Below are 19,151 nucleotides of genomic sequence, written 5' to 3'. Positions count from 1 at the left end.
GGCCGCGGCGCCGGCTACCTGCGCGGCATGAGCAGCCCGCTCTCGGCCGAAACCCGCTGCTCGCGCTTCTCGCTGGCGCTGGCCACGGGCGCGCTTTCGCTGCGCGAGGTGGTGCACGCCGTGCGCGCCGCGCGCCACGCCGGCGGCCCGGTGCCGGCGCGCGACCTGGCTTCGCTGGAAAAGCGCCTGCACTGGCACTGCCACTTCATCCAGAAGCTCGAGAGCGAGCCGGAAATCGAATTCCGCAACGTGCACCGCGGCTTCGACGGGCTGCGCGAGGGCGACTTCAACCGCGAATGGTTCGAAGCCTGGCGGCGCCGCGAAACCGGCTGGCCCTTCGTCGACGCCTGCCTGCGCTCGTTGCAGCAGACCGGCTGGATCAACTTCCGCATGCGCGCCATGCTGGTTTCCATCGCCAGCTACCACCTCTGGCTGCACTGGCCGGAGCCGGCGCGCCAGCTGGCGGCCTGGTTCACCGACTACGAACCGGGCATCCACTACCCGCAGGTGCAGATGCAGGCCGGCGTCACCGGCATCAACATCCCGCGCATGTACAACCCCGTGAAGCAAAGCCAGGACCAGGACCCGCGCGGCGGGTTCATCCGCCGCTGGCTGCCGGAACTGGCTGGCGTGCCCGACGACTGGATCCACACGCCGTGGCTCATGGGCACGGCGCAGCAGCGCGCCGCCGGGCTGCGCCTGGGCGAAACCTATCCGCTCCCGGTGCGCGACCACGAACAGGCCGCCCGCGAAGCCCGCGCCAAACTCACCGCGTGGAAACGCGCCTACGTGGAGCGCGAGGAAAGCCGCCGCGTCTTCGAGAAACACGGCAGCCGCGCCCGCCAGCCGCGCCGTGGCGGCGGGGCGCGTGTCCCGGCGGCCCCCGTCGCCCCCGCCGCGGACCAGGGAGAGCTGTTCTAGGGGGCGGGGCGGGGCTTGCGGAAGGGCGGGGCGGACATCGCCATTTCGGCCATGCTGTGCGCCAGCTCCTTTTCCGCCAGCACCGCGCCGTCGGCGCCGTGGGCGAGCAGGTGTTTCACCTCGGCCTCGCTGTGGGCGCGGGCCAGCAGTACCAGCGAGGGGTTGGCGGCGCGCAGGCGGGCGATGACTTCGCCGGCTTCCAGCGGCTGCGGCACGGCCAGCACGCCGATGGCGGCACCGGCCGGCGACGTTTCGTCCAGGACGTGGGGCGCGGCCGCATGGCCCTTCACCGCCGGGAAACCGGCGGCGCGCGCTTCGTCCACGCGGTCGGCGTCGGCGTCCACCACCAGCACCGGCACGCCGCGGTCGCGCAGCAGCCGCGCCAGTTCGCGGCCCACGCGGCCGTAGCCGACCAGGATGGCGTGGCCCTCGGTCGGCCGCGGCGGGCCGGGCGCGGGCTCGGGCTCGGCCACCACCACCACCGCGCCAAGGGCGACGCGCCGCGCCTGCCAGGCGTCGAGCAGGGCGAAGATGAGCGGGTTGGCGATGATCGACAGCAGCGCGCCGGCCAGCACCAGGTCGCGGCCCGATTCCGGCAGGATCGCCAGCGACACGCCCAGGCCCGCGAGGATGAAGGAGAACTCGCCGATCTGCGCCAGGCTGGCCGAAATCGTCAGCGCGGTGTCGTTCGGGTGCCCGAACGCGCGCACGATCAGGTACGCGGCCAGCGACTTGCCCACGGTGATGATCAGGAACGTCGCCACCACCGCCACCGGCTGCTCGACCAGGATCATCGGGTCGAACAGCATGCCCACCGACACGAAGAACAGCACCGCGAAGGCGTCGCGCAGCGGCAGCGAATCGGACGCCGCCTTGTGGCTCAGGTCGCCGTTGAGCAGCATGCCGGCGAAGAAGGCACCCAGCGCGAAGGACACGCCGAACAACTTGGCCGAACCAAACGCCACGCCCAGCGCGATCGCCAGCACCGAGAGCGTGAACAGCTCGCGCGAGCCCAGCCCCGCCACCCTTTCCAGCACCCACGGGATGGCACGCTTGCCCACCAGCATCATCAGCGCGACGAAGGCGCTGACCTTCACCAGCGTCCAGCCCAGCGAGCCCAGCACCGAGCCCGTGCCGGCCCGGGCGCCGGACTCGCCGCCGCCCATCGACTCCGCCAGCGCCGGCAGCAGCACCAGGGCCACCACCATCACCAGGTCCTCGACGATCAGCCAGCCCACCGCGATCTTGCCTCGCCGCGTTTCCAGCAGCCGCCGGTCTTCCATGGCCCGCAGCAGCACCACGGTGCTCGCCACCGACAGCGCCAGGCCGAACACGATGCCCTGCAGCGTCGGCCAGCCCAGGAACCAGGCCAGGCCCCAGCCCATCACCGTCGCCGCCGTGATCTGCACGATGGCACCCGGGATGGCGATGGTCTTCACCTCCATCAGGTCCTCGACCGAGAAGTGCAGGCCCACGCCGAACATCAGCAGGATCACGCCGATCTCCGAGAGCTCCATCGCCAGCGCCGGGTCCGCCACGAAGCCGGGCGTGAACGGCCCCACCAGCACGCCGGCCAGCAGGTAGCCCACCAGGGGCGAGAGGCGCAGCCGCTGGGCCAGGGCGCCCAGCACGAAGGCCAGGACCAGGCCGACGGCCAGCAGGGAGATCAGGGGCGTGTCATGGGGCACAGGCGGTCCTCGGGTGGGGGCAGGGGCCGCGGCCGGGGGGAACCAGCCGGCCTGTTAGACTACACGGCCCACGATTAACCCCTCGTCATGATCGCCTTCCGCAACTTCGCCCTGCGCCGCGGGGAACGCCTGCTGCTTTCCCAGGTGGACCTCGCCCTGCACGCGGGCTGGCGCGTCGGCGTCATCGGCCGCAACGGCTGCGGCAAGTCCAGCCTGTTCGCCGCCATCCTGGGCGAGGTCGAGGCCGACCAGGGCGACATCGACCTGCCCGGCAAGGTGCGCATCGCCAGCGTGGCGCAGGAAACCCCGTCGCTGCCCGACCCGGCCATCGACTTCGTGCTGTCCGGCGACGTGGAAGTGCACGCCGTGCTGCAGGCCGAAGCCGCCGCCACCGCCGCCGAGGACTGGGACGCGGTGGCCGAGGCGCACCAGAAGCTGGCCGAGATCAACGGCTACGACGCCACCGCGCGCGCCGGCCGCCTGCTGCACGGCCTGGGCTTTCCGCCGGAAACGCATTCCAAGCCGGTGTCGGATTTCTCCGGCGGCTGGCGCGTGCGCCTGAACCTGGCGCGGGCGCTGATGATGCCGTCCGACCTGCTGCTGCTCGACGAGCCCACCAACCACCTCGACCTCGACGCGGTGCTGTGGCTCGAGCAGTGGCTGCTCAAGTACCCGGGCACGCTGCTGATGATCTCGCACGACCGCGAGTTCCTCGACGGCCTGAGCACCCACACCCTGCACCTGCACGAAGGCAAGGCCAAGCTCTACACCGGCGACTACACCAGCTTCGAGCGCCAGCGCGCCGAGCACCTGCGCCAGCAGCAGATCGCGCACGAGAAGGAGCAGGCCGAGCGCGCCCACCTGCAGAGCTTCATCGACCGCTTCAAGGCCAAGGCCAGCAAGGCGAAGCAGGCCCAGAGCCGAATGAAGCGCCTGGCCAAGCTGCAGGGCACCGAGGCCGTGCGCGCCGAGCGTTCCTTCCGCATCGCCTTCGCCGAGCCGGCGCGCCTGCCGCACTCGCTGATCCGCCTCAACCACGCCGATGCCGGCTACGGCCCCGACGCCCGCATCCTGAAAGACGTCGGTTTCGGCCTCGAGGCCGGCGACCGCGTCGGCCTGCTCGGCCCGAACGGCGCCGGCAAGTCCACGCTGGTGAAAACCCTGGTCGGCGAACTGCCGCTGCTGGCCGGCGAGCGCGTCGCGCACCCCGACCTGCGCATCGGCTACTTCGCCCAGCACACGGTCGAAAGCCTGCACGAAGGCCAGAGCCCGCTCTGGCACCTCAAGCAGATCGCACCCAGCGCCGGCGAGCAGCAGTTGCGCAACTACCTGGGCCGCTGGAACTTCGTCGGCGACCGCGCCTTCGAGAACGTCGACGGGTTCTCCGGCGGCGAACGCGCGCGCCTGGCCCTGGGCCTGATCGCCTACCTCGAGCCGAACGTGCTGCTGCTCGACGAGCCCACCAACCACCTCGACCTGGACATGCGCGAGGCGCTGGCCGAGGCCCTGGCCGACTTCCCCGGCGCCATCGTGCTGGTCTCGCACGACCGCCACCTGATCGGCCTGGTCTGCGAAACCTTCTGGCGCGTGGCCGACGGCAAGGTCGAGGAGTTCAACGGCGACCTGGACGAATACGCCGCCTGGCTGCGCAGCCGCAACAACGAACCGCGCGCCGCCAAGCCGGCCGCCGCCGCCGCGAAGCCCGCGCCGGCGCCGGCCAAGCCGCCCAAACCCGTGCGCAGCAAGCACGAGCAGGACCTGGCCGCGCGCCGCCTGCGCCAGGTCGAGGCGCGCGTGGCCGAGCTCGAGGCCGAACTGGCCCAGGTCGAATCCCAGCTGGCCGACCCGGCCGTGTACGGCAACGACGGCGGCATCGAGGTCGCCCAGCTCGCCCAGCGCCAGGAAAAACTGGCGCGCGAGAAGGAGGGCCTGGAGGCCGAATGGCTGCAGCTGCTTGAAGCGGCGGAGCCTTGAAGCCGGGCCCGCCCGACCCCATTCCCGCCCCACGCACCATTCCTGCCGGACCCCAGCCCATGCCCATCTACGCCTTCGAATGCAGCGCCTGCGGACACGCCTTCGACCGGCTGCAGAAGCTTTCCGACCCCGACCCGACCGATTGCCCGGCCTGCGGCGCCCCCCAGGTGCGGCGCCAGGTGACCGCGCCCAGCTTCCGCCTGGCCGGCGGCGGCTGGTACGAAACCGACTTCAAGAAGGACGGCGACAAGAAGCGCAACCTCGCCGACGGTGGCGGCTCCGACGGCAAGCCCAAGGCCGCCGAACCCGCCGCCAAGCCGGCCGAGGCCAAACCCGCCGGCTGACGGCTTGCCGCCCCCGCGCGGCCCGCGTTAGCTTCGGGGCATGAAGACCCCGAAGCTCGTCCTCCCGCTGCTTGTTTCCTCGCTCTGCCTCGCGGCCTGCGCCGGCGGCAGCGACACCGCGCCGGCGGCCACCGCCGCGGCGCCTGCCGACGCCTTCCTGGCCCGCATCGACCGGCATTGCGGCCAGGCCTTCGCCGGCCGGGTGCGGGTGGATGAACCGGCCCAGCCCGGCGACAACGCCTTCGCCGGCCAGGCCCTGGTGATGCACGTGCGCGAGTGCAGGGACGGCGAACTGCGCATTCCCTTCCACGTCGGCGACGACCATTCCCGCACCTGGGTGCTCACCCGCACCGGCGCCGGCCTGCGCCTGAAGCACGACCACCGCCACGCCGACGGCAGCCCCGACCCGGTGACGATGTACGGCGGCGACACGCTCGACCCGGGCACGCCCACGCGCCAGGCCTTCCCGGTGGACGCCGAATCGGTGGCGATGTTCGGCCGCGAGGGGCTCAAGGCCTCGGTCAGCAACACCTGGGCCATGGAAATCGAGCCCGGCGAGCGCTTCCTGTACGAACTGTCGCGGCCGGGCGGCCGGCTGTTCCAGGTCGAATTCGACCTCAGCCGCCCGGTGGACCTGCCCCCGCCGCCCTGGGGCAGCGAGGGCGGGGTGCCCTGACGGCGCGGCTCAGCGCACGCCGAAGCGGGCGCGGCAGCCGTTGTCCACCCACAGCTGCCCGCGGCGGTAGCCCCAGTCGCGACCCTCGTCGCAGGCCGAGTTCGACAGCCGCTGCTGCAGGCGCGGTTCGCCGTAGCTCGCGTTCCAGGCACAGGTGGTGTAGCGACCGCTGATCGAGCTGCAGGTCACGTTGTAGCCACCTTCCGGGCCCCAGCCGCGGCCCTCGGCGAAGCGCCCGCGGCAGCCGCCGTTCACCCACACCATGCCGCGCCGGCTGCCCCAGTTCTGGTTCTCGATGCAGCGGGTCTTGGAGATGTTCTCCACCAGGTGGGCCCGGCCCCGGAAGGGCGTGGCGCACTGGGCGTAGCGGTTCTTCACGCTGGAACAGATGACCGAGCGGGCCTGCCAGTTGTCCGGCGGGCCCCAGCCGCCGCTGGGCGGGCGGTTGCCGCCGCTGCCGGCCAGGGAGCGGGCCATGTCGGACTTGATGCGGCTGAAGGTCCAGCCCGATTCGATCTGGTCGAGGTAGAACTCAAGCTGGTCGTCCGGCAGGCTGCGGCCGTTGGACTGCTCCCGGTACTCCTTCTCCAGCACCCGGATCCGGTCCGGCACGCGCAGCTGGCGCAGATCTTCCGGGGCATAGGCCCGCTCCCCACCCCAGGACTGGGCCAGGGTGGGCTGGGGCAGGGCGGCGGCGCCGGCCGCCAGGCAAAGCAGCAGCAGGATTCGGATCATGGCTCCCCTCCGGTGGTGGTCCGTGCGCCGACTATAGGGCGGGGCCGCGACGCCGTGGTGAAGCCGGCGGGCCGCCCCCTGAATTGCCGGGGACCCCGCCAGGACCTACCATTAAGGGCTTTCCCGACGCCCGGCGACCGCCGCGTCCCCCTGATTTCCGGAGCCAGCATGCGCAGCCATTTCTGCGGCCTCGTGGACGAGTCCATGATCGGCCAGACCGTTACCCTCTGCGGCTGGGCCGACGTCGCCCGCGACCTCGGCGGCCTCTGCTTCATCGACCTGCGCGACCACGAGGGCATCGTCCAGGTGGTGGCCGAGCCGTCCGACGACGCCGGCAACGCCGAGGTGGTGAAGGCCGCCGCGGCCGTGGGCTACGAGGACTGCCTGCGCGTCACCGGCGTGGTGCGCGCGCGCCACTCGGTGAACGACAAGATCCGCACCGGCAAGGTCGAGGTGCTGGCCACCCGCATCGAGCTGCTGAACAAGGCCGCGCCGCTGCCCTTCCACGCGCACGAGAACGCGGGCGAGGACGTGCGGCTGAAGTACCGCTACCTCGACCTGCGCCGCCCCGAGATGCAGAAGATGATGCGCACGCGCATCCGCCTGGTGCAGGCGCTGCGCCGCTGGCTCGACGCGCGTGGTTTCCAGGACATCGAGACGCCCATCCTCACCAAGGCCACGCCCGAGGGCGCGCGCGACTTCCTGGTGCCGGCGCGCATGCACCCGGGCGAGTTCTACGCGCTGCCGCAGTCGCCGCAGCTGTTCAAGCAGATCCTGATGGTGGCCGGCTTCGACCGCTACTACCAGATCGCCCGCTGCTTCCGCGACGAAGCCCTGCGCGCCGACCGCCAGCTGGAATTCACCCAGCTCGACATGGAGTTCGCCTGGGTTCGCGAGCGCGACGTGCAGGACGCCGTCGAGGGCATGATCCGCGAGGTGTTCAAGGAAGTGATCGGCGTCGACCTGGCCGATCCGTTCCCGCGCATGACCTACGAAGAGGCCATGCGCCGCTACGGTTCCGACAAGCCCGACCTGCGCATCGGGCTCGAGCTGCAGGACGTGGCGGAACGGGTGAAGGACAGCCAGTTCAAGGTCTTCACCGACTGGGCCACCAACCCGGACGGCCGCGTGGCCGCGCTGCGCGTGCCCGGCGGCGCCGGCTTCTCGCGCAAGCACATCGACGACTACGGCGCCTATGCCGCCAAGTACGGCGCCAAGGGCCTGGCCTACATCAAGCTGGGCGAGGACGGCGCGGTCAGCTCGCCGATCCAGAAGTTCTTCGAGCCTACGGCCTTCGAGGCGCTGGTCGCGGCCATCGGCCTGCAGAAGGGCGACCTGGCCTTCTTCGGCGCCGGCACCTACAAGTCGGTCAGCGACTTCATGGGCGCGCTGCGCCTGAAGGTCGGCAAGCACATGGGCCTGGTGCAGACCGGCTGGAAGCCGCTGTGGGTCACCGACTTCCCGATGTTCGAGTGGGACGAGGAAGAGCAGCGTTACGTGGCGCTGCACCACCCGTTCACCGCGCCGGCGGTGGACGACATCGCCGACCTCAAGGCCAATGCCCGCATCGCCGTCTCGCGCGGTTACGACATGGTGCTAAACGGCAACGAGATCGGCGGCGGCTCCATCCGCATCCATCGCCCGGACATGCAGAGCGCGGTGTTCGACCTGCTGGGCATCGGCGCCGAGGAAGCGGAGGCCAAGTTCGGCTTCCTGCTCGACGCGCTGCGCTACGGCGCGCCGCCGCACGGTGGCATCGCCTTCGGCATCGACCGCATCGCCGCGCTGATGGCCGGCACCGAGTCCATCCGCGACGTCATTGCCTTCCCCAAGACCACCACCGCCCAGTGCCTGATGACCGGTGCGCCGTCGCCGGTGCCGGATGCGCAGCTGGCCGAGGTGCATGTTTCGGTGCGGCCCAAGCCCGACAAGGCCTGAGCCGTGGCGCTGGCCATCCGTCGCGCCACGCCGGCGGATGCCGAGGTGCTGTCGGCGCTGGCCGAACGCACCTTCGTCGAGGCCTTCGGCCACCTGTACCCGCCGGAGGACCTCGAGGCGTTCCTGCGTGAGTCCTACGCCGTCGAGCGCCAGCGCGTGATCCTGGAAACGCCCGGTTACGCCGTCTGGTTCCTCGAGGACGACGGCGTTCCCGTGGGCCATGCCGCGGCCGGCCCCTGCGGCCTGCCGAACCCGGCGGTGCGGCCGGAAGACGGCGAGCTCAAGCGCCTGTACGTGCTGGCGAAGTACCAGAACGGCGGCTGGGGCGCGCGCCTGTTCCAGGCTGCGATGGACTGGCTGCAGGCCGATGGCGCGCGCACGATCTGGATCGGCGTGTGGTCGCAGAACCTGGGCGCGCAGCGTTTTTATGCCCGCCATGGCTTCGAAAAGGTCGGCGAGCACACCTTCCCGGTCGGCCGGGTGGTGGACCTGGAATTCACCCTGCGCCGAGAAAAGGCCGCCACGCCGGCATAAACTGCGGCCCTCGCCACCGCCCGAGCCCTGCCTTGCGCGAACCCACCGGCCCCCGCGTCATCCTGCTGCACGGCGTCTGGATGCGCGGCTTCACGCTGTGGCCGCTGGCGCGCCGCCTGCGCGGTTTCGGCTTCCGCACCGAGGTGTTCGACTACGCCAGCCTGGTGCACGGCCCGGCGCCATCGGTGGACCGGTTGGCCGCGCGCCTGCTGGCGCTCGGGCCCGGGCCCGTGCACCTGGTCGGCCACAGCCTGGGCGGCCTGGTGGCGCTGGAAACCGCCGACAGTTACGCCGGCCTGCCGCCCGGCCGCATCGTGTGCCTGGGCTCGCCGCTGGCCGGTTCCAGCGCGGCGCGCGGCATGGCGCGCCGCCGCCTGGGCTTCTGGCTGGGCCGCAGCGGCACCCTGCTCAGGTCCGGGCTGCACGCGCTGCCGCCGGGACGCGAGGTGGGTGTGGTCGCCGGCAGCCACGCCGTCGGCCTGGGCAAGTGGTTCGGCGACTTCGACGGCCTCAACGACGGCACCGTGGCGGTCTGGGAAACCCGGCTGCCGGGCCTGGCCGACCATCGCGTCGTGCCGGCCAGCCACAGCGGGCTCCTGGTGAATGCACGCGTGGCCGACCTGGTCGCCGGCTTCCTGCGCGACGGGCGTTTTCCGGCCTGAGCGCCGCTGGCGGGCCCCGCGCGGCCGTATAATCGCGTTTTCGCCAACCAGTGCAGGGCCGGGTTCCATGGGCAGATTGATGGCCATCGAAGGGCGCAAGAACGCCCAGGACGCCAAGCGCGGCAAGGTCTTCACCAAGATCATCCGCGAGATTTCCACCGCCGCGCGCCTCGGTGGCGGCGACCCCAAGGGCAACCCGCGCCTGCGCGTGGCCGTGGACAAGGGCCTGGCGGTGAACATGTCGCGCGACGTGATCGAGCGCGCCATCAAGAAGGCCACCGGCGAACTCGAGGGCGTGAGCTACGAGGAAATCCGCTACGAGGGTTACGCCCCGGGCGGCGTCGCGGTGATCGTGGACTGCCTCACCGACAACAAGGTGCGCACCGTCGCGGACGTGCGCCACGCCTTCAACAAGTGCGGCGGCAACCTCGGCACCGACGGCTCGGTGTCCTTCATGTTCCGCAAGCTCGGCGTGCTCAGCTTCGGCCCGGGCAGCAGCGAGGACGCCATCACGGAAGCCGCCATCGAGGCCGGCGCCGACGACGTGCAGTCCTACCCCGACGACGGCCTGGTCGAGGTGCTGTGCGCGCCGGAATCGTTCGAGGCGGTGAAGTCCGCCATGGCCGCGGCCGGCTTCACGCCGCTCGAAGCCGAAGTGACGATGCGCGCCGAGAACGACATCAAGGTCGAGGGCGACGTGGCGCTGCAGGTCAAGAAGATGCTCGACATGCTCGAGGACCTCGACGACGTGCAGAACGTCTATTCCAACGCCGACCTGGGCGACGCCGCCTACTCGTGACCCGCATCCTCGGCATCGACCCGGGTTCGCAGCGCACCGGCATCGGCGTCATCGATGTCGATGCCACGGGCAAGTGCGCCTACGTGCACTGCCAGGCGCTGAACCTGCTGGTGGACACCCAGGATTTCCCGGCCCGGCTGGGCAAGCTGGTGTTCGACCTCGAGGACGTGCTGGCCGAGTGGAAGCCCACCGTGGTCGCCATCGAATCGGTGTTCATGGACAAGTCGGCCACCTCGGCGCTGAAGCTGGGCCATGCCCGCGGCGCCGCCATCGCCACCGTGGTGCGGAACGGCCTGGCCGTGCACGAATACGCGCCGCGCCTGATCAAGCAGTCGCTGGTCGGCGGCGGTGCGGCCGACAAGGCCCAGGTCCAGCACATGGTGCGCCTGCTGCTGAACCTGGGCGAGAAGAAGCTGCAGGCCGACGCCGCCGATGCCCTGGCCGTCGCCCTGACCCACGCGCACATGAGCGCCACCGCCGGCCGCACCGGCTTGGCCACCGCCTTGCTCCGGAGACGTCGATGATCGGCCGCCTGAAGGGTTTGCTGGTGTACAAGGCGCCGCCGGCGCTGATGGTGGACGTGGGCGGCGTGGGCTACGAGCTTTCCGCGCCGATGAGCACCTTCTACGACCTGCCGGACGTGGGTCGCGAGGTCACGCTGTTCACCCATTACGCGGTGAAGGAAGACGGCGTGGCGCTCTATGGTTTCCTCACCGAGGCCGAGCGCCGGTTGTTCCGCGAAGTGCAGAAGGTCACCGGCGTGGGCGCGAAGATCGCGCTGGCGGTGCTCTCCGGCGCCAGCGTCGACGACTTCGCCCGCCTGGTGCAGTCCGGCGACGTGACCGCGCTGTGCCGCATCCCCGGCATCGGCAAGAAAACCGCCGAACGCATGGTGGTGGAGCTGCGCGACCGCGCGGCCGACTTCGCCGGCGGCGCGGTCGCCGTGCTGGCGGGCAAGGGCGGCGCGGTGCCCGCCGACCCGGCCGCCGAGGCCTCGGTGGCGCTGCAGCAGCTGGGCTACAAGCCCGCTGAAATCCAGAAGATGCTCAAGCAGGCCGAGCCCGGCGACAGCGCCGAGGACATCATCCGCAAGGCCCTGCGCTCCGTCCTGCGCGGCTGAACCCCCTCCCCATCGCCCTCGGGCAACCCCAATGAACAACCCAACCCACGGTGGCGCCCCGGCGCCGCGTACCTGGCCCTTGGTGCTCGGCGCGGTCGGCGTCGTCTTCGGCGACATCGGCACCAGCCCGCTGTACACGCTCAAGGAAGCCTTCGGGCCGCACTATGGCATCGACGCCAGCCCGGCCAACGTGCTCGGCGTGCTGTCGCTGGTGCTGTGGTCGCTGGTGCTGGTGGTGACGCTGAAGTACGTGGTGGTGCTGATGCGCGCCGACAACCGCGGCGAAGGCGGCATCCTGGCGCTGACCGCGCTGGTGCAGCGCAGCCTGCCGGTGGCCGCGCCGCTGGGCTACGCGGTGGGCATCCTGGGCATCTTCGGCACGGCCCTGTTCTTCGGCGACGGCGTGATCACGCCGGCGATCTCGGTGCTGTCGGCGGTGGAAGGCCTGGAAGTGGCCGCGCCCGACCTGAAGCGCTTCGTGCTGCCGATCACGCTGGTGGTGCTGGTGCTGCTGTTCTCGCTGCAAAAGCACGGCACCGAACGGGTCGGCCGCATCTTCGGGCCGATCACCTGCGTCTGGTTCCTGGCGCTGGCGGCGCTGGGCGTGGTGGAGATCGTGCAGCACCCCGCGGTGCTCGAGGCCGTCAACCCGGCCTGGGCCGTGCGCTTCTTCGCCCACCACGGCACCCTGGCCTGGTTGGCGCTGGGCGCCGTGGTGCTGGCGGTGACCGGCGGCGAGGCGCTGTACGCCGACATGGGCCATTTCGGCCGCCTGCCCATCCGCATCGGTTGGCTGGGCCTGGTGCTGCCGGCGCTGGTGCTGAACTATTTCGGGCAGGGCGCCTTCATCCTCTCGCACCCGGGCGAAGTGTCGAACCCGTTCTACGAACTGGTGCCGGGCTGGGCGCTGTACCCGATGATCCTCCTGGCGACGCTGGCCACCGTGATCGCCTCCCAGGCGCTGATCTCGGGCACGTTCTCGGTGGTGCGCCAGGCCATCCAGCTGGGCTACCTGCCGCGCATGGAAATCGTGCACACCTCGGCCCACAGCGAAGGCCAGATCTACCTGCCGTGGGTGAACCGGGCGATGCTGGTGGCGGTGATCGCGGTCGTGCTGGGTTTCGGCAGCTCGAGCAACCTGGCCATCGCCTACGGCGTGTCGGTGACCGGCACGATGCTCATCAGCACGCTGCTGCTGGTGATCCTGGCGAAGGTGCGCTGGCGCCTGCCGGGCTGGCAGGTGTGGCCGCTGGCGCTGCTGTTCGTGGTGGTCGAGGCGGCGTTCTTCTCGGCCAACGTGGTCAAGTTCGTCGAGGGCGCCTGGTTCCCGCTGGCGCTGGGCGTGTTCGCCTTCGCCATGATGCGCAGCTGGCGGCGCGGCCGCGCACTGGTGCACGCCCAGGTCAACCGCGACAGCCTGTCCATCGAGCATTTCGTGACCACCCTGGGTTCGCAGGCGGCGGCGCGCGTGGAGGGCACCGCGGTGTTCCTGACGCCCTCGAACCAGTACATGCCGCCGGCCATGCTGCACAACCTCAAGCACAACAAGGTGTTGCACGCGCGCAACGTGCTGCTGAGCGTGGAAGTGCTGACCGTGCCGCGCGCCGACGAGGCCGAGCGGGTGGCCTACACCGACCTGGGCCGGGGTTTTTCGCGCCTGACCCTGCGCTTCGGCTACCTCGAGGACCCGGACGTGCCACGCGCCCTGAAGCAGTGGGCCATCCCCGGCCCGGCCTTCGACCCGATGCAGACCACCTACTTCGCCAGCCGGGAGACCCTGGTGGCCAAGCCGGGCCTGGGCATGGCCCTGTGGCGCGACAAGCTCTTCCTCTTCATGTCCCGCAACGCCACCCCGGCCACCGAGTTCTTCCACATCCCCGGCAACCGCCTGGTGGAACTGGGCACCCAGGTGGTGATCTGAGCCCCGGAAGCCCCGCTGGGACGGGGTTTTCCGGCCGTTACCTGCCATAATCGCGGCCATGGAAGACACCCGCGTCATCGCCCCCGGCGCCACCCGCGAAGACGACCTGGCCGAGGCCAGCATCCGGCCCAAGCGGCTGGACGACTACCTGGGCCAGCAGCCGGTCCGCGAGCAGCTCAAGATCGCCATCGAGGCCGCCAGGGGGCGGTCCGAGGCCATGGACCACGTGCTCATCTTCGGGCCCCCGGGCCTGGGCAAGACCACGCTGAGCCACGTGATCGCCAACGAGCTGGGCGTGAACCTGCGCCAGACCTCGGGCCCGGTGATCGAGCGCGCCGGCGACCTGGCCGCGCTGCTGACCAACCTGCAGCCGCACGACGTGCTGTTCGTGGACGAGATCCACCGCCTCTCGCCCGTGGTCGAGGAAGTGCTGTACCCGGCCATGGAAGACTTCCAGATCGACATCATGATCGGCGAGGGCCCCGCGGCCCGCTCGATCAAGCTCGACCTGCCGCCCTTCACGCTGATCGGCGCCACCACCCGCGCCGGCCTCCTGACCGCGCCGCTGCGCGACCGCTTCGGCATCGTCCAGCGCCTGGAGTTCTACAGCCCCGAGGAGCTCACCCGCATCGTGCGGCGTTCGGCCGAGATCCTGGGCATTGAATGCGCCCCCGACGGCGCCGGTGAAATCGCCCGCCGCTCTCGCGGCACGCCCCGCATCGCCAACCGCCTGCTGCGCCGGGTGCGCGACTACGCCCAGGTGCGCGCCGGCGGCGTGATCACCCGCGAGGTGGCCGACCTGGCCATGGCCATGCTCAAGGTCGACGCCGAGGGCTTCGACCAGCTCGACCGCCGCATGCTGCAGATGATCATCGAGAACTTCGAGGGCGGCCCGGTCGGCGTCGAGTCCCTGGCCGCGGCCCTGAGCGAGGAGCGCGGCACGCTCGAGGACGTGATCGAGCCCTACCTGATCCAGCAGGGTTACCTGGTGCGCAGCGCCCGCGGCCGCATGGTCACCCACAAGGCCTATAGCCACCTCGGGCTCAAGGCGCCACGCAGGGCGCCAACGCCGGACGACCTGTTCGAACCATGAGCGCCGCGTTCAGCTTCCCGATAAGGGTCTATTGGGAGGATACGGACGCCGGCGGGGTGGTTTACTACGCCAGCTACGTCCGCTTCCTCGAGCGCGCCCGCACCGAATGGCTGCGCGCCCAGGGAGTGGGGCAGCAGGCACTGCGCGACGGCGAGGACCTGGTGCTGGTGATCCGCGGCATGACCCTCGATTTCCACAAGCCGGCGCGCCTTGACGACGAGCTGCAGGCAAGTGTCGTCCTGGTCGAGCGCAGGCCCGCCAGCCTGCTGATCGAGCAGGAGATTTCCCGGGGCGGCCAGGTCCTGGTCCGCGCGCAGGTGCGCGTGGCCTGCCTGGTGGCCTCCAGTTTCCGTCCGCGGCCGCTGCCCGAGTGGCTGGCCGTGGAAAACCCCTGATCCGGAGCCTTCGACGATGTCCCTTGCCACCGCCCTGATCCTCGCCGCCGCCCCGGTGACCGAGTTGCCTGCCGAAGCCGTGCCGGCCGCCGCGGAGGCCGCCGCCAGCGCTGGTGGCGAACTCAACTACCTGCAGCTGATGCTGCACGCCAGCCTGCCCGTGCAGCTGATCGTGCTGCTGATGCTGTTCGGTTCGGTGGTGAGCTGGGTGATCATCTTCCGCAAGAACCGCGTCTTCGCCCGCGCCAACGACGAGGCCGACGAGTTCGAGGGCCGCTTCTGGTCGGGCGTCGACCTGACCCAGCTCTACCGCGCCGCCACCGACCGCAACCGCGTGGTCTCGGGCCTGGAGGCCATCTTCGAGGCCGGTTTCCGCGAATACGCCCGCCTGCGCCAGAAGAAGGGCCTCGACAGCCGCACCCAGCTCGAGGGCGCCCAGCGCGCCATGCGCGCCACCTTCGCGCGCGAGGTGGACCGCCTGGAGCACAACCTCGAGCTGCTGGCCAACATCGGTTCCACCGCGCCCTACGTCGGCCTGGTCGGCACGGTGTTCGGCATCATGGTGACCATGCACGGCCTGTCGACCGAGCAGAGCGCGTCCATCGCCGCCGTCGCCCCGGGCATTTCCGAGGCGCTGTTCGCCACCGCCATCGGCCTGTTCGTGGCCATTCCGGCGGTGTGGGCCTACAACCGCTTCGCCACCCGGGTCGAGCGCCTGTCGGTGCGCTACGAATCCTTCGCCGAGGAGTTCTCCTCGATCCTGCAGCGCCAGTCCCACGTCGAGGAATGAGCTGAGGCCATGTCCGCCACCATCACCCGCCGCCACAAGCGCAAGCTCAAGGCCGACATCAACGTCGTGCCCTACATCGACGTGATGCTGGTGCTGCTGATCATCTTCATGGTCACGGCGCCGCTGCTGAGCCTGGGCGTGGACGTCGAGCTGCCGCAGGCCAAGGCCAAGCCGATCGAGCAGAAGAAGGAGCCTGTGGTGGTCACCGTGACCGCCGAGGGCGCCTATTCGCTCAAGCTCGAATCGGCCGACCCCGAGCCCATCGACGCCGCCACGCTGCAGGCCAAGCTGTCGGCGTTCGTGAAGCAGAACCCCGAGGTTCCGGTGTTCGTCGCCGGCGCCCGCGACGCCGATTACGCCACCGTCTTCGACACCATGGTGCTGCTGCAGCAGGCCGGAGTGCCGCGCGTGGGCCTGATGGGACAGCCGCCGGACAATGCACGCTGAGGCCATCCGCCAGCACGAAACGGGGGACGAGCTCGGCACGCCCGTGCTGATGGCGCTTGCCCTGCACGTGGGCATCGCCGTGCTGCTGCTGGTGGCCGGCTGGCTTCAGCCCGCGCCCAAGCAGATCTCGGTCGCCGGCCCGGTGATCGACGCCTCGCTCATCGTCTCGTCGGCCGACATCAGCGCCGCCGAGAAGACCGCCGAGCAGGCGCCCAAGCCCGCGCCGCCGTCGCCGGTGGAAGAGGCGCCGCCGCCGCAGCCCAACCCGGAGCCGCGCCCGCAGGACGCCCCGCAGGAAACCCAGCCGGCCCCGCAGGAAGCCATCCCGGTGCCCGACACCCGCGAGCAGGACGCGGTGGCCAAGCTCGCGCTCGAGCGCGAACAGGCCCGCGAACGCGAGGAGCAGGAAGCCCGCCGCCGCCAGGAACAGATCGACCTGACTGAGCGCAAGCGCCAGGAAGAAGTGGAAGAGCGCCAGCGCCAGCGTCGCCAGCAGCTCGAAGCCCTGCGCAAGGAGCGCGAGGCCGCCGAGCGCCGCACCAGGATGGAAGAGCAGCGCCTGCGCCAGCTGGCCGACCGCGAGGCCAAGCCGGCGCCGCAGCCGCAGCCGTCCAACCAGCCTTCGCAGCAGGCCGGCGGCAACAACGGCACCGACACCGACCTGCGCGCGCGTTACGCCCTGGCCATGCTGCAGACGGCGCAATCGAACTGGAACCGCGTGCTGGCGCCGGAAGCCACCCGCTGCGAGGTCCGCTTCACCCAGATCCCGGGCGGCGAAGTCATCGACGTCGCCTTCCAGCGCTGCCCGTTCGACGCCCAGGGCCGCGAGTCGGTGGAGCGCGCCCTGCGCCGCGCCCCGATGCCCTACGACGAGTTCAAGTCCGTGTTCGAGCGACAAGTCACCCTGACGTTCTGCTACCCCGAAGAGGCCTGCCGATGAGACGTTTCCTTACCTTCGTGGCGCTCGCGCTGCTTCTCCCGCTGGGCCAGGCCCGCGCCCAGGGCCTGGACATCGGCCTGGTGACCGGCAACGAGGCCGCGCTGCCGATCGCGGTGGTGCCGATGCCCTACCTGGGTACCTCGGTCGCCCCCGACACCGACATCGGCGCCGTGATCCGCGCCGACCTCAACCGCTCGGGCCAGTTCCGCGCGCTGTCCGAGCAGGACGTGATCGAGAAGCCCATCCGCGGCAGCGAGATCAAGTTCCCGACCTGGCGCGTGCTCAAGCAGGACTTCGTGGTGGTCGGCCGCGTGCTCGACAACCCGGACGGCGGCTACCGCGTCGAATACGAACTGTGGGACGTGGCCAAGCAGGAGCGCCTGCTGGGCCTGGCCGTGGGCGGCCGCGCCCGCGGCATGCGCGACGTGGCGCACCAGATCGCCGACCAGGTCTATGAAAAGATCCTCGGCGTGCGCGGCGCCTTCTGGACCCGCATCGCCTACGTGACCGCCAACGGCGTGGGCGGCAACATCCAGTACGCCCTGATGATCGCCGACTCGGACGGCTTCAATCCGCAGACGGTGGTGCGCTCGCGCGAGCCGCTGCTGTCCCCGGCCTGGAGCCCGGACGGCCGCCGGCTGGCCTACGTGAGCTTCGAGCGGGGCAATTCCACCATCTACATCCAGGAAATCGCCACCGGCGCCCGCGAGGTCGTGGCCAGCTTCCGGGGCATCAATGGCGCCCCGTCCTTCAGCCCGGACGGCCGCCGCCTGGCCCTGACCCTGTCCCGGACCGGCAACCCCGAGATCTACGTGATGGACCTGGCCAGCAAGGGCCTGACCCAGATCACCCGCCACTACGGCATCGACACCGAGGCCGTCTGGATGGCCGACGGCCAGTCCCTGGTCTTCACGTCCGACCGGGCCGGCAAGCCCCAGCTCTACCAGGTGCCCGCCGCCGGCGGCGAGGCGACCCGCCTGAGCTTCCAGGGGGATTCCAACGCCAAGGCCAGTATTTCCTTTGATGGCAAGAAGATAGCTATGGCACAGGGGAACGGAAACGTTTATCGTATTGCCGTTCTAGACCGCAGCTTTGGCGGTGCGGGGCGCTGGCAGACGCTGTCTCCGGGCAACCTCGACGAGTCGCCTAGCTTTGCCCCCAACGCCAGCATGTTGCTGTACGCCACGAAGGAAGGATCGCGTGGCGTGCTGTATGCCGTGTCGGCTGACGGTCGCGTGAGACAGCGTTTGGTATTGGCCGATGGTGACGTCCGGGAGCCCGCCTGGTCACCTTACCGGCAGAGGTAAACGTAGGACGGGCCACACCTAACAATAAGCACCACCACTGCATCCGACACCAAGAGGCTTTGCCATGAATACCACCACCCGCGTGCTGCTCGCCGCTTCCATCTGCGTCGCCCTCGCCGCTTGCGCCAAGAAGGTCAAGGAAGAGCCGGCGGCTCCGGCCGAGACCCCGGCCACCACCGCCCCGGTCTCCGATGGTCGTTACACCCCGGCCGACCTGGACACCGACGCCTGCCTGCGCCAGCGTACCGTGTACTTCGACTTCGACCAGGACACCCTGCGTCCGGAGTTCCAGGCCATCATGGCGTGCCACGCCAAGTACCTGAACGACCGTCCGGAATCGCGCATGACCCTCGAGGGCAATGCCGACGAGCGCGGTACCCGCGAGTACAACCTGGGCCTCGGCGAGCGCCGTGGCAACGCCGTCTCCGGCGCCCTGCAGGGTGCGGGTGGTTCGGCCGGCCAGATCACCGTGGTTTCCTACGGCGAAGAGCGTCCGACCTGCACCGAGTCGGCCGAGTCCTGCTGGCAGCAGAACCGCCGCGTCGAAATCGTCTACACCGCCAAGTAATCGGCGATGGGACGCCAGCGCATCCTTTGCGTTGTGACCGTGGTGGCCGCCCTCGTGGCGGCCACCCCGGCCTTTGGCCAGCGCCTGAGCCTGGCCGAACGCGTCACCCTGCTCGAGAACCAGGCCAATGCCCAGAACCAGGGCGCCGGCCAGGCCAACCTCGAGATGCAGAACCGCATGGTCCAGCTGCAGGCTGAAATCCAGTCCCTGCGCAACCAGGTCGAGACCCTGCAGAACGAAATCGAACAGCTCAAGCAGCGCAACCGCGAGCAGTACCTCGACCTCGACGGACGCCTCCA

21 protein-coding genes are annotated in these 19,151 nt (G+C 70.4%); 19 read left to right on the top strand and 2 right to left on the bottom strand.

Annotation, left to right across the window (positions count from 1 at the left end; genetic code table 11):
- A partial coding sequence (locus N790_RS06550; RefSeq protein ID WP_211251962.1) for an FAD-binding domain-containing protein occupies nt 1-921 on the top strand: 921 nt, incomplete at its 5' end.
- On the opposite strand, the gene ybaL is transcribed toward N790_RS06550, so the two are convergent.
- A complete protein-coding gene (gene ybaL / locus N790_RS06545) occupies nt 918-2,609 on the bottom strand; it encodes a YbaL family putative K(+) efflux transporter (protein ID WP_043802332.1) in 1,692 nt (563 codons plus the stop codon). The genes N790_RS06550 and ybaL overlap by 4 nt on opposite strands.
- An 87-nt stretch (nt 2,610-2,696) precedes the next feature.
- On the opposite strand from ybaL, the gene N790_RS06540 reads away from it, so the two are divergent.
- Genes N790_RS06540 through N790_RS06530 form a run of 3 tightly spaced genes read left to right on the top strand, consistent with a single transcriptional unit; the run spans nt 2,697 to nt 5,603 of the window.
- Complete coding sequence (locus N790_RS06540; protein WP_043802330.1) at nt 2,697-4,583, top strand: ABC-F family ATP-binding cassette domain-containing protein; 1,887 nt, start codon at nt 2,697-2,699, stop codon at nt 4,581-4,583.
- Nucleotides 4,584-4,642: 59 nt separating this feature from the next.
- Entirely contained in the window at nt 4,643-4,927 is a 285-nt protein-coding gene (locus N790_RS06535; RefSeq protein ID WP_043802327.1) for an FmdB family zinc ribbon protein, read from the top strand.
- Nucleotides 4,928-4,967: 40 nt separating this feature from the next.
- Nucleotides 4,968-5,603, top strand: coding sequence for a hypothetical protein (locus N790_RS06530; RefSeq protein ID WP_043802325.1), 636 nt, complete (start codon nt 4,968-4,970; stop codon nt 5,601-5,603).
- A 9-nt stretch (nt 5,604-5,612) separates the two neighbouring features.
- Here the strand turns inward: N790_RS06530 and N790_RS06525 are convergent, their stop codons facing one another.
- Nucleotides 5,613-6,338 carry a DUF3011 domain-containing protein gene (locus N790_RS06525; protein WP_043802323.1) on the bottom strand — a complete coding sequence of 242 codons (726 nt, stop codon included), beginning with the start codon at nt 6,336-6,338 and terminating at the stop codon, nt 5,613-5,615.
- 168 nt (nt 6,339-6,506) lie between these two features.
- Here N790_RS06525 and aspS point away from each other — a divergent pair, with 168 nt between their 5' ends.
- From aspS to N790_RS06450, 15 genes are all read left to right on the top strand, one after another.
- Nucleotides 6,507-8,276, top strand: coding sequence for an aspartate--tRNA ligase (aspS, locus tag N790_RS06520; RefSeq protein WP_043802320.1), 1,770 nt, complete (start codon nt 6,507-6,509; stop codon nt 8,274-8,276).
- 3 nt (nt 8,277-8,279) lie between these two features.
- On the top strand, nt 8,280-8,810 hold the full coding sequence (locus N790_RS06515; protein ID WP_043802317.1) for a GNAT family N-acetyltransferase: 531 nt from the start codon (nt 8,280-8,282) through the stop codon (nt 8,808-8,810).
- Between the two features lie 32 nt (nt 8,811-8,842).
- Nucleotides 8,843-9,472 (top strand): esterase/lipase family protein, encoded by a 630-nt coding sequence (locus N790_RS06510; RefSeq protein ID WP_043802314.1) that lies wholly within the window; start codon nt 8,843-8,845, stop codon nt 9,470-9,472.
- A gap of 67 nt (nt 9,473-9,539) precedes the next feature.
- Nucleotides 9,540-10,271: a YebC/PmpR family DNA-binding transcriptional regulator gene (locus tag N790_RS06505; protein ID WP_043802312.1), complete on the top strand. Its 732-nt coding sequence runs from the start codon at nt 9,540-9,542 to the stop codon at nt 10,269-10,271.
- Complete coding sequence (gene ruvC, locus N790_RS06500; RefSeq protein ID WP_043802309.1) at nt 10,268-10,795, top strand: crossover junction endodeoxyribonuclease RuvC; 528 nt, start codon at nt 10,268-10,270, stop codon at nt 10,793-10,795. Before N790_RS06505 ends, ruvC begins: the two co-directional genes overlap by 4 nt.
- Nucleotides 10,792-11,391 (top strand): Holliday junction branch migration protein RuvA, encoded by a 600-nt coding sequence (gene ruvA / locus N790_RS06495; RefSeq protein ID WP_043802308.1) that lies wholly within the window; start codon nt 10,792-10,794, stop codon nt 11,389-11,391. Before ruvC ends, ruvA begins: the two co-directional genes overlap by 4 nt.
- Nucleotides 11,392-11,422: 31 nt before the next feature.
- Entirely contained in the window at nt 11,423-13,312 is a 1,890-nt protein-coding gene (locus N790_RS06490; RefSeq protein ID WP_052385746.1) for a potassium transporter Kup, read from the top strand.
- A gap of 58 nt (nt 13,313-13,370) precedes the next feature.
- The gene (gene ruvB / locus N790_RS06485) at nt 13,371-14,405 is read left to right on the top strand and encodes a Holliday junction branch migration DNA helicase RuvB (RefSeq protein ID WP_043802303.1); all 1,035 of its coding nucleotides are present in this window, start codon (nt 13,371-13,373) and stop codon (nt 14,403-14,405) included.
- Entirely contained in the window at nt 14,402-14,800 is a 399-nt protein-coding gene (ybgC, locus tag N790_RS06480; protein ID WP_043802301.1) for a tol-pal system-associated acyl-CoA thioesterase, read from the top strand. Before ruvB ends, ybgC begins: the two co-directional genes overlap by 4 nt.
- A 16-nt stretch (nt 14,801-14,816) precedes the next feature.
- On the top strand, nt 14,817-15,590 hold the full coding sequence (gene tolQ / locus N790_RS06475) for a protein TolQ (protein WP_043802299.1): 774 nt from the start codon (nt 14,817-14,819) through the stop codon (nt 15,588-15,590).
- Nucleotides 15,591-15,599: 9 nt separating this feature from the next.
- Nucleotides 15,600-16,037 carry a protein TolR gene (gene tolR / locus N790_RS06470; protein ID WP_043802297.1) on the top strand — a complete coding sequence of 146 codons (438 nt, stop codon included), beginning with the start codon at nt 15,600-15,602 and terminating at the stop codon, nt 16,035-16,037.
- Nucleotides 16,027-16,977, top strand: a complete 951-nt coding sequence (locus N790_RS16405; protein WP_043802296.1) for a hypothetical protein — start codon at nt 16,027-16,029, stop codon at nt 16,975-16,977. The genes tolR and N790_RS16405 overlap by 11 nt, the downstream gene beginning before the upstream one ends.
- Nucleotides 16,974-18,284 (top strand): Tol-Pal system beta propeller repeat protein TolB, encoded by a 1,311-nt coding sequence (gene tolB, locus N790_RS06460; RefSeq protein ID WP_043802294.1) that lies wholly within the window; start codon nt 16,974-16,976, stop codon nt 18,282-18,284. The genes N790_RS16405 and tolB overlap by 4 nt, the downstream gene beginning before the upstream one ends.
- Before the next feature lie 64 nt (nt 18,285-18,348).
- Nucleotides 18,349-18,852 (top strand): peptidoglycan-associated lipoprotein Pal, encoded by a 504-nt coding sequence (gene pal, locus N790_RS06455; protein ID WP_043802293.1) that lies wholly within the window; start codon nt 18,349-18,351, stop codon nt 18,850-18,852.
- Between the two features lie 6 nt (nt 18,853-18,858).
- A partial coding sequence (locus tag N790_RS06450) for a YbgF trimerization domain-containing protein (RefSeq protein ID WP_281174836.1) occupies nt 18,859-19,151 on the top strand: 293 nt, incomplete at its 3' end.

Origin of the sequence: Arenimonas malthae CC-JY-1 (genome assembly GCF_000747075.1) — a bacterium.
GTDB lineage: Bacteria > Pseudomonadota > Gammaproteobacteria > Xanthomonadales > Xanthomonadaceae > Arenimonas > Arenimonas malthae.
Note: the sequence above shows the minus strand (reverse complement) of the source record. Positions and strands in the feature narration are given on the sequence as shown.